Annotated in this window: 14 protein-coding genes; 9 read left to right on the forward strand and 5 right to left on the reverse strand. The window is 56.7% G+C overall.

What is annotated here, in order from left to right:
- Positions 1 to 5: 5 nt before the first annotated feature.
- A complete protein-coding gene (locus tag LJN55_RS04020) occupies positions 6 to 1,592 on the forward strand; it encodes a methyl-accepting chemotaxis protein (protein ID WP_159338617.1) in 1,587 nt (528 codons plus the stop codon).
- Between the two features lie 55 nt (positions 1,593 to 1,647).
- Here LJN55_RS04020 and LJN55_RS04025 read toward each other — a convergent pair whose 3' ends face one another.
- Complete coding sequence (locus LJN55_RS04025; protein WP_227535733.1) at positions 1,648 to 2,448, reverse strand: isocitrate lyase/PEP mutase family protein; 801 nt, start codon at positions 2,446 to 2,448, stop codon at positions 1,648 to 1,650.
- A 91-nt stretch (positions 2,449 to 2,539) separates the two neighbouring features.
- On the opposite strand from LJN55_RS04025, the gene LJN55_RS04030 reads away from it, so the two are divergent.
- Positions 2,540 to 3,430, forward strand: coding sequence for a LysR family transcriptional regulator (locus LJN55_RS04030; protein WP_133843550.1), 891 nt, complete (start codon positions 2,540 to 2,542; stop codon positions 3,428 to 3,430).
- A gap of 38 nt (positions 3,431 to 3,468) precedes the next feature.
- Here the strand turns inward: LJN55_RS04030 and LJN55_RS04035 are convergent, their stop codons facing one another.
- The 4 genes from LJN55_RS04035 to LJN55_RS04050 form a co-directional block, all read right to left on the reverse strand.
- Positions 3,469 to 3,726, reverse strand: coding sequence for an immunity protein (locus LJN55_RS04035; protein WP_227535735.1), 258 nt, complete (start codon positions 3,724 to 3,726; stop codon positions 3,469 to 3,471).
- Positions 3,727 to 3,866: 140 nt separating this feature from the next.
- A complete protein-coding gene (locus LJN55_RS04040; protein ID WP_133843546.1) occupies positions 3,867 to 4,130 on the reverse strand; it encodes an immunity protein in 264 nt (87 codons plus the stop codon).
- A 14-nt stretch (positions 4,131 to 4,144) separates the two neighbouring features.
- Positions 4,145 to 5,155 carry an S-type pyocin domain-containing protein gene (locus LJN55_RS04045; RefSeq protein ID WP_227535736.1) on the reverse strand — a complete coding sequence of 337 codons (1,011 nt, stop codon included), beginning with the start codon at positions 5,153 to 5,155 and terminating at the stop codon, positions 4,145 to 4,147.
- Positions 5,156 to 5,595: 440 nt separating this feature from the next.
- On the reverse strand, positions 5,596 to 6,774 hold the full coding sequence (locus tag LJN55_RS04050) for an aminotransferase class I/II-fold pyridoxal phosphate-dependent enzyme (RefSeq protein ID WP_227535737.1): 1,179 nt from the start codon (positions 6,772 to 6,774) through the stop codon (positions 5,596 to 5,598).
- 216 nt (positions 6,775 to 6,990) lie between these two features.
- On the opposite strand from LJN55_RS04050, the gene LJN55_RS04055 reads away from it, so the two are divergent.
- From LJN55_RS04055 to LJN55_RS04085, 7 genes are read left to right on the forward strand one after another with little or no spacing between them, the layout of a single operon-like run.
- Entirely contained in the window at positions 6,991 to 7,797 is an 807-nt protein-coding gene (locus tag LJN55_RS04055; protein ID WP_133843540.1) for a MetQ/NlpA family ABC transporter substrate-binding protein, read from the forward strand.
- An 8-nt stretch (positions 7,798 to 7,805) separates the two neighbouring features.
- Positions 7,806 to 8,819 carry a methionine ABC transporter ATP-binding protein gene (locus tag LJN55_RS04060; protein WP_171148839.1) on the forward strand — a complete coding sequence of 338 codons (1,014 nt, stop codon included), beginning with the start codon at positions 7,806 to 7,808 and terminating at the stop codon, positions 8,817 to 8,819.
- Positions 8,812 to 9,480, forward strand: coding sequence for a methionine ABC transporter permease (locus tag LJN55_RS04065; protein ID WP_133843536.1), 669 nt, complete (start codon positions 8,812 to 8,814; stop codon positions 9,478 to 9,480). Before LJN55_RS04060 ends, LJN55_RS04065 begins: the two co-directional genes overlap by 8 nt.
- Before the next feature lie 34 nt (positions 9,481 to 9,514).
- The gene (locus tag LJN55_RS04070) at positions 9,515 to 9,970 is read left to right on the forward strand and encodes an S-ribosylhomocysteine lyase (protein WP_133843534.1); all 456 of its coding nucleotides are present in this window, start codon (positions 9,515 to 9,517) and stop codon (positions 9,968 to 9,970) included.
- A 6-nt stretch (positions 9,971 to 9,976) separates the two neighbouring features.
- Positions 9,977 to 10,738, forward strand: a complete 762-nt coding sequence (locus tag LJN55_RS04075) for an SDR family NAD(P)-dependent oxidoreductase (RefSeq protein ID WP_227535738.1) — start codon at positions 9,977 to 9,979, stop codon at positions 10,736 to 10,738.
- A complete protein-coding gene (locus LJN55_RS04080; protein WP_227535739.1) occupies positions 10,738 to 13,059 on the forward strand; it encodes a molybdopterin-dependent oxidoreductase in 2,322 nt (773 codons plus the stop codon). Before LJN55_RS04075 ends, LJN55_RS04080 begins: the two co-directional genes overlap by 1 nt.
- 36 nt (positions 13,060 to 13,095) lie before the next feature.
- Positions 13,096 to 14,166 (forward strand): iron-containing alcohol dehydrogenase family protein, encoded by a 1,071-nt coding sequence (locus LJN55_RS04085; protein WP_227536343.1) that lies wholly within the window; start codon positions 13,096 to 13,098, stop codon positions 14,164 to 14,166.
- The last annotated feature ends 89 nt before the right edge of the window (positions 14,167 to 14,255 follow it).

Genomic DNA, 14,255 nt, shown 5'->3' on the forward strand with positions numbered 1-14,255 from the left:
AAAACATGTTCAGAAAAAATAATATAAAACTCAGTGTGATGCTGAACCTGGCCTTTCTGGCGGTGATTGCTGGCGGAGTGATGGTGTCGGTCTTTGCGGGCATTAAACTTTCCGATGCCAACGATCAGCAGAAGTTAACCAGTGCGCGTCTGGATGACCTGCAGATACTGCGAACGGTTAAGGACAATACCAGCCTGCAATCCAAGCTGATGCTGCGGGCACTTGCCACGGAAAATGGCCCGATTGCGTCTGATACCCTGGTGAAAATTGAACAGGCTCAGGCCGATAATCAGGCGATCATTACCCATTTTCGCCAGTTGGTCGAGGGGGCGAAATCGCTGCCAGGCATTAACCTGAAAGAAGTGGAGGAAGCCTCCGGACTGCTGGCTGCAATTGAGAAAACGCAGCCGGAATTTGTCGCGGTTATGACCCGGCTTCTACAGCTGAAAAGTGCCAATGACATGCAGGGTGAACGCGCGCTAATTACCGGCCCTCTTCAGGCCACCCAGGATGCCTATCTGGCGGCGATTGATGACATGGTCAATTATCAGAGCCGGGTGACGAAAGGCACCGCTGTTCAGTCGCAGCAAAGCCTCTCCGGCGTATTTTTCACGCTGATCGTTCTGACGGTGGCTTCTGTCATGCTGGGGCTGTTAATGAGCTGGCTGATTACCCGCCACATCAAACGTCAACTGGGAGGAGAGCCTGCCCAGGCCCAGCGTCTGGCTTCGGCCATTGCCGATGGTGACCTGCATACCACGGTTGAACTGCGTGCCAGAGATACCACCAGTCTGCTGGCCTCGCTGGATGTGATGCAGACCCGTCTGCGTGGGCTGGTGACGCAGATTAAGGAAACCGCAGCATCGGTCTCACTGGCTTCGGATGAGATTGCCCAGGGCAATACCGAGCTGTCTTCGCGCACGGAACAACAGGCAGCGGCGTTGCAGCAGACGGCTGCCAGCATGGAGCAGCTCACGGCCACCATTAGAAATAACTCCCAGAACGCAACACAGACGGCAACGTCTGCACGTGGTGCAGCGGTACTGGCGCGGGAAGGTGAGGAACATGTCCAGGCAATGGGCAGCACCATGAAAGACATTGCGCACAGTTCTGGAAAAATTCGTGATATCACGGGCGTCATCGAGGGCATCGCCTTCCAGACTAACATTCTGGCGCTGAATGCGGCCGTTGAGGCTGCACGTGCGGGTGAGCAGGGGCGCGGGTTCGCCGTGGTTGCTGGTGAAGTTCGCATCCTTGCACAGCGAAGCGCAACGGCCGCGCGTGAAATCAAGTCTCTTATCGCTGAAGCCGTGGCAGAAGTCGAAAATGGTGTGACGGTGGCTGACAATACCGGGCGTAGTATTGTGGCGGTAGTGAGCATGGTAAGCGAACTGGCGGCCTCGATGGATGAAATCGCCTTGGCCTCCAGTGAACAAATGCAGGGTATTTCGCAAATCAGTACAGCGGTCAGTCAGATGGATAATGTCACGCAGAGCAATGCGGCGTTGGTGGAGGAGTCTTCAACCGCATCACACTCTCTGGCGGAACAGGTCCACAGTCTTCAGGCTATGACGGATACATTCCGCGTATGACCGTCCAGGGGGAATGCCCCCTGGGTGTAACTGACTCTCTGGCGCTATTTTTTCGTTAAAAAAGCGCGTTGATCGCGGAATAGGGCGCCGCCGTTGCCATCAGCGGCGCGGTTTCATCATCCGATAAGAAGCCACGTACTAACTGTTCGTTGTGCGCCCAGAGCGTTTGCGGCAGCCAGGATCCCACGCTGATGCGGCGCACACCGTATTTGCTCAAATCATCTAACGGTGGCAGGCCGGGCCAGATACTCACGTTGAGCAGCAGGTCGCTGCTTTTGGCGATCGCCTGCATCTCCTGCGCTTCCACTAACCCCAGCACAAACAGCCCATCAGCCCCGGCGTGCCGGTAGTTCTGTGCTCTGAGGATCACTTCGCCCGCCCTATCCCCGGCCGGGAGCAGATTGCGTGCGTAGACGTCCGTACGAACGTTGATATACAGCTCAACGCCTGTGCTTATGCTGGCGGCTCTGATGGCCTCAACCTTATGGCAGAGCCACTGTGGATCGGCGCTGCCGTCTTCGATATTGATGCCCACCACGCCCACATCAATCATCCGTCTTACCGTGTCGGCTACGGAGGCTGGATGTTCGTGATAACCCCCTTCGATATCGGCGCTGAGGGGGATGTTGATCACGCGGGCGATGGATGCGGCGCGGGCAACATACTCTGCGACCGGGAGTTGATTGCCATCGCGATAGCCCAGCGACCAGGCAACGCCCGCGCTGGTGGTGGCAATCGCCTGTGCGCCGAGCATTTCGATCTGGCGTGCGCTCCCGGCATCCCAGGCATTGGGCAGACGCAGGGGGAGGGGCTGGTGGTGCAGGGCGTGGAACCGGGCGTCAGAAGAGGTGTTCATCAGATGTTCTCCAAAAAAGAACGATTCTAATCATGCTTAATTTTCTTGATAATAGCTGCCAATAAGATTCATTCGTTTATTGAGAGCAATAATGCCTGCGCCGCCTCTGCACTTAGTGCAAACCTTTATCGCTGTGGTTGAACACAACAGTTTTGCCCGTGCGGCGGAAGCGCTGGCGATCACCCCTTCCTCCGTCAGTCGTTTTATCAAGATGCTGGAGCACCATCTGGGCACCCAGTTGCTGAACCGCACCACGCGGGCGATGTCGCTGACCGACACCGGGCAGCGCTATTTTTCTGAATGCCAGCAGGCGTTAGGCCAGTTGCGCGATGCCGCCGATCGGGTGCGCGACGAACAGGTCAGGCCGCAAGGCAGGCTGGTGGTCAGCGCACCTGTTGCGTTTGGTCATACCCATGTGGTGCCACATCTGGCGGCGTTTCTTCAGGCCTGGCCTGAGGTGCAGCTGGATCTGCGTCTGTCTGATGGTTACGTCGATCTGGTGGCTGACGGGATAATGCTGGCGCTGCGTATTGGCCAGATGAAGGATTCTTCACTGGTTGCCCATAAAATGCTGGAGAACCGACGCATTCTGGTGGCATCAAAGGCCTACCTGGCGTTAAGAGGCACGCCCACAACGATTGATCAGCTTGGGCAGCACGCGTGTATTGTCTCTGCGGCCAGCCAGGATGGTCTGTCCTGGCGTCTGTTTTCTCAGGGTGAACAGCGCACGCTGGAACCCCGTGGGCGCGTTAACGTGGACAACGCAGATGCAGCCCGACGGCTGTGCATCGACGGCCTCGGCATTGCCTTTCACTCAGCGTTAACGATGGCGGCGGCGATCAATGCCGGGGATCTGGTGCAGGTGCTACCGCAGTGGACCGGGCGCGAAACCGGGTTGTACTGCGTGCGGCCCAACCGGCGCATTGGCCCGGCGGCACGTGCGTTTATTGAATTTTATTCAGCGCGCTGGTCGATCGAATAAAAACGCCATCCAGACGGATGGTGCTAAATTAAGGGAGCTCACTCAATGCCGTACTTCTTGTCAGTGACAAATTTCGGTTCTTTCCAGTTTGGGCCTTTGACCGTTTGTCCGTTCAGGTCCTGAAGCACGCCCTTCCTGAATAATTCGTCATACGTTGCAGAAAGCTCTCCGCTGGATATGACGTCATATCGGTTATAAGTGAACAGCTTATCCAGTTTTGTATAATCAGATGTAGGCCCAAGGAAAGTTAATACATCCTCTACACTTTCATTTTTTACTATTTCTGTTAAAGACATAATTGTTACCTTATGAAAATATCATCGATATAGATTATCCCTTCAGATGTTGAGTTTTTTATTTTATTTCTCGGTATATCTATACGTAAAGGATATGAATAAGAACGTCATCCAGACGGATGGCGCTAAATTAAGGAAGCTCACTCAATGCCGTACTTCTTGTCAGTGACAAATTTCGGTTCTTTCCAGTTTGGGCCTTTTTCCATAAAGAGTTTTTTTGTTTCCATCAGCTTTCCTTCTTTGACCAGGCGCTGGCAGGTAAACAGAAGTTCCCTTTCTGCCGCTACTTCGAATTTGTACCGGACATACATTCGGTCAATCCATGGATAAGAAGTTCGCAGTGCAAAATACAGCAGAACATCTTCCACGCTTTCATTTTGATAAATCCCTTCAAGATCAAGCATTATCTGTTCTCCTTTCATTTGAAAAATGCCTCTTCAGCCTCAGGTGTATAGAGGGGATCGTTTTTTTCGTTGAGCTTATAGTCTTCAAGCGTTGCCGTATGAGTGTTATTCCACACTTCTTTAGCATTATCAGGAACAGTACCATCTTTAACCCCAAGATTTCTGTACCGTTCCAGCTCCCGGATTTCATGAGTGTAATAACGCTTATCGGTATCGGTCACCTGTAGCTCGCCTGTCAGAATTTTTTCCAGGCGTTCGATCATCACTTTATTGTCCGGCGATTCCCCAAAGCGCCCTGCGTGCAGTTTTACCTTGTCGACACCGGCACGGTCAATGGTTGCCTCTTTCCAGTCCAGGTTCTGAATGGGGCCACCCGCCTTGTCCTTATTGTAATCACGCCCGCTGTATTTACCTTTGGCATTGGTTTCGCCATACGAGCTGTTGTATATGATGTACTGCGGCTTCAGGCCTGATTCAGAGGGGAACACCAGAATGATATCGTGAATGCCTGGTGGTTCCGCCACCGGGGTGATCAGCACAGTGGGACCCTGTGGGACCGTCACCGGGCCACCGAAATGCGTGATCTGTTCAGGAACCGGGACCGGATCGGTCAGCGTTGCTGAACCCGCACCCGGCTGATTGACAGGGCTGACCAGAATGGTTGGGCCCTGTACATCAGCGACTTTGGGCAGGGTAACTCCCCAGTAGCCGGTGACGCTATCCTGAACCGCCCGTACCACCTGCACCTTTCCCGGTACTTTGCTGCGCACCAGCTGGGTTTCCAGCGTGCCGTCGTCGTGTACGATCAGACGTCCGCGCACTGCCATATCGATCGGGGTACCCGCGTCAGCCGCGCGGAGAAGTGCGCTTGCGTCCGGCAGGGACAGGGTATCGGTACTCAGCAGGGCACTGATGTCCCGGCCGGGAACCACATCGCTTCCCACACCCACTTTTTCAGAATACAACAACCCGGCAAGGGTCGCGGCCACCGGCCCGGCCAGACTGGCGGCGGCAATACCACGCAATTCTGTCAGTACCGCAGAAATGCGCGATAACAGGCTACCCGCTACGTCTTCACCTAGCGTAATGGCACCCGCTGAGGCGATGGCCCAACTGGCAGGTGCTGTGGATGCGGGCGTACCGATCTCAACGCCGCGTACGGCCTGTACACTGGCAGATCGAAGGCGGTTGGTTGCGGCTTCTCTCTGTGCTTTAGCTGCTGCCTCTGCTTTTGCGCATTTCCCTTGCTACCACCACCCGGACTCGGCTCATTTCCGCGCTCTGAACTCCATCCCGTGCCATCACCTTTGCCACCACCGTAGTTAAATCCTGGCATGATGTTCTCCTTTGCTCTTCCTGTCGTTAATGCTGTGCATATACACAGTAAAACAGAGGCTATGCCGGAATCATTCTTACGACCAGACTACCTTGTTGTGTCAGAGAGCAGCGTTACGATGCCAGCCCTTCAGCTAAACAGCTTTAACGCGTCAATACGTGCCAGCGCTGTATTCAGCGCGGCATCATTGGCGGTCAGGCTGATGCGGATATAGCCTTCCCCGCCCTGGCCAAATCCGCTGCCGGGGGCCACGATAATATGCGCTTCCTTCAGCAGTCGTTCGGCAAACGGCTGGGCACGCTCTCCGTCAGGCACAGGCAGCCAGAGGAAGAAGGTGCCCTGATTAGGCGGTACAGGCCAGTTCATGGCGGCCAGCTTTTGCAGCACCCACTCGCGGCGCTGGTGATAGACGTTGGCGAGCTGCTGAATCTGCGATGCAGGCAGCGACAGCGCTGTGATGGCGGCATCCTGAATCGCGCCGAACACGGTGCTGTAACTGTGAGTGTGCAGTTTTTTAAACGCCCGGATAATCGAGGCATTTCCCACCGCAAAGCCAAAACGCCATCCTGCCATGCAGAACGTTTTCGACATCGTATAGGTTTCCACGCCCCATTCTTTCGCTCCCGGCTGTGCCAGCAGGCTGGCCGGGATGTCGGCGGCATGGCTGCCAATCGCCGCGTAGGCAAAGTCATGCAGCACCGGGGTGTGGTACTCGCGGGCAAAGGCGAGCGCCGCGTCGAACAGTGCCGGCGTGGCCATCGCGCCGGTCGGGTTGTGCGGATAGTTCAGGATCAGCAGCCCGCTCTGGCGTGCCACCTCTTCAGGGACGCGTGAGAAGTCGGGCAGGAAATTATCCTTCTCCTCCAGCGGGATGCCGTAAAACTGCGCCTGTGACTGCACTGCCGCTGAGCGGTACATCGGGTAGCAGGGATCGGTGGAAATGATCGTTTGCCCCGGGCTGACCACCGCACGCGGGATGCCGTTCACACCGATGTGCGACCCCTGAAACACGGCGATTTCGCTCTCCGGGTCCAGCTCAACGCCATAGTGGTTCAGGTAAAAATCTGCGATCGCCTGGCGCACCTGCGGCTTGCCCCAGAAGGAAGGATATTCATGGTTGGCGGGTGATGCCGCCGTGGTTTGCAGCGTAGCGATAATCGCAGGCGGTGTTGGCTGTCGCGGGCTGCCGCTCGACAGGTCAATCAGTGACAGTTCCGAGGTATCCACCTCTCGTGCCAGTTTTTCCAGCACGCTAAATAAGTTCTCTTCCAGGGCATTAACCAGAGGGGAGGCAGCGAAATCAGGCATTGTATTCTCGAATTAAACAGTGATGGCTCAATATGACATTAATGTTGATGTCGGCCTAAAAGATAAAAATCACTATCGATGTGCAATAAACAGATATGTGATGATTGATTATCCTTATCACAAAAAAGCAAAATTAAACGCCGCTGTTTTACTTACAACCGGAAGAGGGCTGTGATTTAATCAATTTTATTCGCACTCTTTTCAGGGAAAATATTGATGAAAAAGCCCGTTCTTCTCGGCGTTGTTGTTGCTTTGTTATCGACCTCTTCATTTTTTGCTAATGCTCAGGATAAATTAATTCGTGTCGGGTTTAATCCCGGACCTTATAAAGAGCAGTTCGAAAAAGGTGTTGCCCCGTATTTGATCAAAAAAGGGTATAAAGTCGAGTATAAAGATTTTAGCGATGGCATTCAGGTTAACGATGCCGTAGCACGCGGTAATATTGAAGCCAATATTATGCAGCATCCTGTTTACCTGCAATCGGTCAATGAACGCCTGGGCATTGATAACACCGGGATTGTTCAGGTGCCAACACCGCCGATGGGGCTTTATGCCGGTAAGATCAAACAGCTGGCAACCCCAAAACCGGGCACCACTATTTCCGTGCCCAATCAGGCGGCAAACGAGTATCGCGCAGCCCTGGTCCTGCAAAGTCTGGGCTGGATTAAGATCGCCGACAACAGCGATGCGGCCACTTTCTCTCAGCGTAACATTACGGAAAACCCGTATAAAATCGTGCTGAAAGAGATGGATAACGCACAGCAGGTGCGCGCACTTCCCGATGTCGATTACGGCCTGATTCAGGGGAACTTTGCGGTCTCCAACGGCATTAAACTCGACTCCGCGCTGAAACTCGAATCGGCCAGCAGTAAATTTATTAATGTGGTGACCGTCGCCGGTAAAAATAAACAGGCTGAGTTCGCTAAAGACATTATTGCCGGTTATCACTCTGCAGAATTCAAACAGTATATTCTCGGGCATGAGCAGTACAAAGGCTATCTGTTCCCTGACTATCTGAAGTGAATAATGCCATGATTGAGTTTCGCCAGGTCAGTAAAACTTTTTCCAGAAACGGTAATGATATTCTGGCGCTGGATAATATCAGCCTGAATATCGATAAAGGTGATGTGTTCGGGATTATTGGTTACAGCGGTGCCGGAAAAAGTACCCTGCTGCGTTTAATCAATCGTCTTGAATCACCCGGCAGCGGTGAGGTGGTGATTAACGGTGAGTCGTTACAGCACGTCAGTGGAAAACGCCTGAATACCGTAAAAAAAGATATCGGCATGATCTTTCAGAATTTCAATCTGCTGAATTCGAAAACGGTATTTCACAATATCGCCATCCCGTTAATTTTACAGGGACGCGACCGGGCGTTTATTCAGGCCCGGGTGACGGAGTTGCTGGCGTTCGTCAATCTCAGTGACAAAATCCACAGCTACCCTAACGAGCTGTCCGGTGGGCAAAAGCAGCGCGTGGGGATCGCTCGTGCGCTGGCCACTAACCCGTCGGTGCTGCTGTGTGATGAGGCCACCTCGGCGCTGGACCCGCATACCACGGTGCAGATCTTGCTGTTGTTGCAGGAGATCAACCGCCGCTACGGCATCACCATTGTGCTGATTACCCATGAAATGTCGGTGATCCAAAAAATCTGCAACAAGGTGGCGGTGATGGAAAACGGTCGGGTGGTCGAGCAGGGGGAGGTTTTCACCCTGTTTGCCGACCCCCAACATGCGGTGACCGCCAGCTTTGTCCAGTCGGTGATCCACGATCGCCTGCCGCAGAGCGTGGTCGATCTGTTGCAGCGTACCGGCAACGGACAAACGCTGCGGCTGGAGTTTGTTGGCGCTACCGCGCAACAGCCGATCATTAACCGCATTATCAAAGACTATGCCATTGAGGTGAATATCCTGTTCGCCAGTATGTCCGAGGTTCAGAGCACGATCCTCGGCTTTATGATCGTGCAGATCCTGGGCGAGGCAGAGCAGACCGACAGCGCCGTGCGTTACCTCCGCGAAGCAGGAGTGAAAATCACCCATGTTTGATTTTATCGATACCGCCGTGACCGGCGATCAGTTCCTGCTGGCGCTGCATGACACCCTGGTGATGATCGCCGTGTCGCTGGGTTTTGGTTCATTGCTGGGGGTCCCGCTGGGGATTGTGCTGGTGGTGTGCCGTCCTGGCGGCATCCTGCCGAACCGTTTTGTCCATCAGGTGCTGAACCCGGTGATCAACGTCCTGCGTTCGCTGCCGTTTATTATTCTGCTGATCACCATTCTGCCCTTCACCCGGCTGCTGGTGGGCACCACCATTGGGACGGCGGGCGCGATTGTGCCGCTGATTGTGTTTATCGCCCCGTATATTTCGCGGTTGGTGGAAAGCTCCCTGCTGGAAGTGGATGAAGGCATTCTTGAAGCGGCCGATGCGATGGGCGCCACGGTCGGCCAGACCATCTGGCACTTTATGCTGCCGGAGGCCGCGTCTTCACTGATCCTCGCCCTGACCACGGCAACCATCGGGCTGCTGGGGGCGACCGCCATGGCGGGCACCGTCGGTGGCGGCGGGATTGGTGACCTGGCGATCACCTACGGCTACCAGCGGTTTGACGCCTTTGCCACGCTGGTGACAGCGCTGGTGCTGATCGTCATCGTCCAGCTTATTCAGACACTCGGCACCCGTCTGTCGCGCCGCATCCGACGCGAATAACGGCCCTCTTTTTAACGTGTTAAGGAGTTATAACATGCCAGTTGTAGAGAGCTTCACCCTCGACCACACCCTTGTCAAAGCGCCGTATGTGCGCCAGGCGGGTTATGAACGCCATGCGCTGGGCAGCGTGGTGCAGAAATTCGACCTGCGCTTCCTGCAACCGAATGCTGACGCCATTCCCACGGCGGCCTTGCATACGCTGGAGCACCTGCTGGCCTTTGGCCTGCGCGAAGAGCTGGAAGGCGTTATCGATATCTCGCCGATGGGCTGCCGCACCGGGTTCTATCTGATCCTGTGGGATGAGCATCAGCCTGCGGAGATCGCCGCGGCATTAACACGTGTGCTGGAACGAGTGGTGACGGCAACGGATGTGCCTGCCGTGACGGCGCTGGCCTGTGGCAACTACCGTGACCATTCGCTGTTCTCCGCTCAGGAGTATGCGAAGCAGGTCCTTGCAGCAGGCATCAGCGACGACGCCTTCAGGAGGTAATCTGCGATGCTGATGCTCGATTTCAGTGGGCAGACCGCCGTGGTCACCGGCGGTTTGCAGGGGATCGGCAAAGCGATTGCCGATCTGTTACTCGAGGGAGGGGCGAATGTGGTAATTGGCGACATCGCTGCCCCCTCGCGCCAGCAGCAAGAGCGTCAGCTGATCGTGCCGGTGGACGTGGCATCACGCCCGGCGGCACAGGCGCTGATTGATGACGCTGTCGCCACCTTTGGCGGCGTCGATATTCTGGTGAACAGCTGCGGCGTTTCGGCAATGAACCCGGTGGATGCCATGAACGATGATGACTGGCAGCGTATTCTCGATGTGAATGTGAAAGGCCTCAGCTATTTGTCCGAAGCCGCCATTCGCGTGATGAAGGTGCGGCAGGCCGGGCACATTATCAATATCGCCTCCCAGGCGGGAAAAAACGGCTACCGGCTGATGGGGCAATATGTTGCCTCCAAACATGCGGTGCTGGGCCTGACGAAGGTGATGGCGATTGAGCTGGCGCGTGACAACATCCTGGTGAATGCGGTGTGCCCCGGTATTGTGGAAACCGAAATGAAGTGGCGTGAACGGCGCGAAGGGGCAGAACTGCGCGGCCTGACGCCGGAAGCGATCTACGCGGAAGACTGCTCCCAGGTACTGTTGGGGCGCACGGCACAGCCTCGCGATGTCGCCAACGTGGTGGCCTTTCTCGCCAGCCCTCTCTCCTCTTATATGACCGGCCAGGCGATTAACGTCACGGGCGGCATGACGATGCACTGATGAGTACACAACCCGATAAACCCGACAACCACGACCTGGCGGTAATGCACTGGGGAACCTATCGCGTTGCCGTCACCGACGGTCAGCTCACCGGGATCAGCCCGGTGGAGTGGGATCGCAATCCGTCGAAAATCGGCCAATCCCTTCCGGGCGCCGTGCAGGGATCGTCACGCGTCCAGCGCCCGGCGGTACGGCTGGGTTATTTAAACAACCGCGCGGCCTCCCGTGACGGGCGCGGGCGCGAACCCTTTGTGGAGGTGAGCTGGGACGTAGCGCTGGCGCTGGTGGCAGATGAGCTGCAACGGGTAAAAGCGGAGCGCAGTAATGAGGCGATCTATGCCGGATCTTATGGCTGGTCGAGCGCCGGACGTTTTCACCATGCGCAGAGCCAGTTGCACCGTTTCCTCAATGGCTTCGGTGGCTATGCGGGCAGCACCAATACCTACAGTATTGCCGCAGGGGAGCGTATTTTGCCGCATATCCTCGGCGATCTGGACGATCTCCAGCGCCAGCATACCCACTGGCCGGTGCTGGCAGAGCACTGTGAGCTGTTTGTGGCGATCGGCGGCCTGCCGCTACGCAATGCGCAGGTTAACGGCGGTGGCGCGAACGATCACGCCCTGCAACACTGGCTGAACACCTTGCGCAGTAACGGCACGCGCTTTATCAATATCAGCCCGGTGAAAAACGATCTGTCGGCAGTTGAGGATGCCCGCTGGCTGGCGATAAAACCCGGCAGCGACACGGCGCTGCTGCTGGCGGTGTGCCAGGTACTGGTGGACGAAGGTTTATATGACAGCGACTTTGTTGCCAGCCACACGGTGGGATTTGAACAGTACCGTGCTTATCTGCTGGGAGAGCATGACGGCGTGGTGAAAACCCCGGCGTGGGCCGCGCCGCTCACCGGCTTAAGCGCTGACAGCATTCGCGAACTGGCGCGCGAGATGGCGCACCATAAAACCATGATCAATGTTGCCTGGTCGGTGCAGCGTGCACGCCAGGGCGAGCAGGCATTCTGGGCGGTGGTGGCGACCACGGCGCTGCTGGGGCAGATCGGCACCCCCGGCGGCGGGCTGGGGTTTGGCTATGCCTCAACGAATCTTGCCGGATCGGACCGCCATCGCTTTTCCGGGCCGCGCCTGCCTGCGGGCGTGAATGCGGTGACCACCCGCATCCCGGTCGCACGCATCGCCGATATGCTGCTGCATCCCGGCGAATCTTATCAATTTGATGGTAAAACGCAGACCTGGCCTGATATCCGCCTGGTCTACTGGGCGGGCGGCAACGTGTTTCATCATCACCAGGATCTGAATAAGCTGACCCGCGCCTGGCGTCGCCCGGAAACGATTATCGTCCATGAGCAGTACTGGACGGCGCAGGCCAAATTTGCCGATATCGTGCTGCCTGCCACCACCTCGCTGGAGCGGGAAGATATTGGCAGCGCCAGCAATGACGGCTTTATGATTGCCATGCGCCAGCACCTCGCACCAGTCGGGCAGGCTCGCGATGACTACGCGATTTTCAGCGATCTGGCTAACCGGCTCGGTTTTGGCGACGACTTTACCCAGCAGCGTGATACGCGCGGCTGGCTGGAAGCAATGTACAACGAGGCCCGGCCGCGTGCGCAGGAGGAGGGCATCGAGCTGCCGCTGTTCGACGCGTTCTGGCAGCGCGGCAAGCTGGAGTATCCGCGCCCGGAAACGCCGCAGATCCTGCTGGCAGCGTTTCGTGCCGATCCGCAGCGTGCACCGCTCAGCACGCCTTCCGGCAAAATTGAACTGTTTTCGTCCACTGTCGCCGGGTTCGGCTATGCGGAGTGCCCGGGGCATCCGTTCTGGCTGGCGCCGGAGGCTGACGACCCGCGCTGGCCGCTGCATCTGCTTTCCAGCCAGCCACGCACGCGGCTGCACAGCCAGTACGATCACGGCAAAATCAGCCAGCAGACAAAGATTGCCGGGCGCGAACCGCTGTGGCTGCACCCGCAGGATGCCGCGCAGCGCGGCCTGTCGGAGGGCGATATCATCAACGTGTTTAACGCACGCGGCTCACTGCTCGCCGGGGTGCATCTCAGTGACGGCATAAGGCCGGGTGTGGTGCAGATGTCGACGGGTGCCTGGTATGACCCGATCAATACCCGCGATGTGCAGCCGCTGGATAAACACGGTAACCCGAACGTATTAACCGACGATCGGGGCAGTTCGCGGCTAGGCCAGGGGTGTACGGCGCAGAGCTGTCGTGTGGAGATTGTCCGCTTCGATGCGCCGCTGCCGCCGATCACCGCCTGGGACCCGCCGGAGTTTGTCCCCGGCCCCGAAGCCTGACCTGCGCGATAAATCTTATTTGATCCGGAGTTTATGATGCTAACGATTACTGCGCCCACGGCGTATCTGCAACAGCCCGGCCTGCGCAAACAGGCGGGCGAACACATCAAACCTTATGCCCGCGAGCTACGTATTCTGACGTCGCCACGCGCCTGGCAGGCGGTGAACCCCGGGTTGTCTCACAGCCTGGAGAGCGCGGGTATCCGCTGGCAGCTGGAGTACCTGGACGGTGAATGTACTGACGAGGCCATCGAGCGGTTGCGGGAAAACGTGGTTACCCAGGGCGCGCAGGGCATTTTAGCCCTGGGCGGTGGCAGGGTAATGGACTGTGCCAAAGCGGCGGCAGACACACTGGATGACGTGGTGCTGATTAACTTTGCCACCCTCGCGGCGACCTGTGCGGCATGGTCGCCGTTCGCCATCGTCTACAACGCCCAGGGCGGCCATCATCACGGCCTGCTGGTCACCAAAAAACCTGCATTAGTGCTGGTGGACAGTGAAGTGATTGCTCACACCGATGTGCGCTATCTGAAGGCGGGCATTGTCGATGCGCTGGCAAAATGGTTTGAACTGGAACCGTATCAGCGCCAGAACCCGGGGCGTCTGGGGCTGGATTTGAAGGTGTCGGTGGCCCGCCAGGCGCTGGAGGTGTATGCGCAGTGGGGCAGTGAGGCGGTGATCGCCAATCAAAACCAGCACGTGACCCCGGCGCTGGAGAAGGTGATTGAGGCCAATATCGTACTGGCCGGGCTGGCAAACAGCGTGCATGACGACCTGCCCACGCCCGGCGTGGCGCATGAGATCCACAATCGTCTGACCCACGAACCGGAGCTGCACGATTTGCTACACGGTGAGAAAGTGGGGTACTGCCTGCTGATCCAGTCACTGCTTGAGCGTGGGCAACAGCCTGATGAGAACCTGTTGAGCTTATTGCGCCAGTACGACAGCCCGCTGACGCTGAGCGCGCTGACGGGCGATGTCGCGGCACGTTTCCGCCAGATTGCCCGTGAGATTCATTTCCCCGCCGTCAGCCTCACCCATCTGCCGTTCACGATTACGCAGGAGAAACTGGAGCAGGCATTGGTGGCGACGATAGCGGCGACGTGAATGAATTAAAAACAGTCGGCCAGGATTGAGTATAGAAATCAGACGTATTATTCTGCCCCTGCCAATGGAATCTTTCATACTTTCTAAAA

Source organism: Erwinia rhapontici (genome assembly GCF_020683125.1).
GTDB lineage: Bacteria > Pseudomonadota > Gammaproteobacteria > Enterobacterales > Enterobacteriaceae > Erwinia > Erwinia rhapontici.

What these genes read in the sequence shown, in the direction of transcription:
- LJN55_RS04020 (WP_159338617.1), top strand. Translation starts at nt 6, where the DNA reads ATGTTCAGAAAAAATAATATAAAACTCAGTGTGATGCTGAACCTGGCC.
- LJN55_RS04025 (WP_227535733.1), bottom strand. Translation starts at nt 2,448, where the DNA reads ATGAACACCTCTTCTGACGCCCGGTTCCACGCCCTGCACCACCAGCCC.
- LJN55_RS04030 (WP_133843550.1), top strand. Translation starts at nt 2,540, where the DNA reads ATGCCTGCGCCGCCTCTGCACTTAGTGCAAACCTTTATCGCTGTGGTT.
- LJN55_RS04035 (WP_227535735.1), bottom strand. Translation starts at nt 3,726, where the DNA reads ATGTCTTTAACAGAAATAGTAAAAAATGAAAGTGTAGAGGATGTATTA.
- LJN55_RS04040 (WP_133843546.1), bottom strand. Translation starts at nt 4,130, where the DNA reads ATGCTTGATCTTGAAGGGATTTATCAAAATGAAAGCGTGGAAGATGTT.
- LJN55_RS04050 (WP_227535737.1), bottom strand. Translation starts at nt 6,774, where the DNA reads ATGCCTGATTTCGCTGCCTCCCCTCTGGTTAATGCCCTGGAAGAGAAC.
- LJN55_RS04055 (WP_133843540.1), top strand. Translation starts at nt 6,991, where the DNA reads ATGAAAAAGCCCGTTCTTCTCGGCGTTGTTGTTGCTTTGTTATCGACC.
- LJN55_RS04060 (WP_171148839.1), top strand. Translation starts at nt 7,806, where the DNA reads ATGATTGAGTTTCGCCAGGTCAGTAAAACTTTTTCCAGAAACGGTAAT.
- LJN55_RS04065 (WP_133843536.1), top strand. Translation starts at nt 8,812, where the DNA reads ATGTTTGATTTTATCGATACCGCCGTGACCGGCGATCAGTTCCTGCTG.
- LJN55_RS04070 (WP_133843534.1), top strand. Translation starts at nt 9,515, where the DNA reads ATGCCAGTTGTAGAGAGCTTCACCCTCGACCACACCCTTGTCAAAGCG.
- LJN55_RS04075 (WP_227535738.1), top strand. Translation starts at nt 9,977, where the DNA reads ATGCTGATGCTCGATTTCAGTGGGCAGACCGCCGTGGTCACCGGCGGT.
- LJN55_RS04080 (WP_227535739.1), top strand. Translation starts at nt 10,738, where the DNA reads ATGAGTACACAACCCGATAAACCCGACAACCACGACCTGGCGGTAATG.
- LJN55_RS04085 (WP_227536343.1), top strand. Translation starts at nt 13,096, where the DNA reads ATGCTAACGATTACTGCGCCCACGGCGTATCTGCAACAGCCCGGCCTG.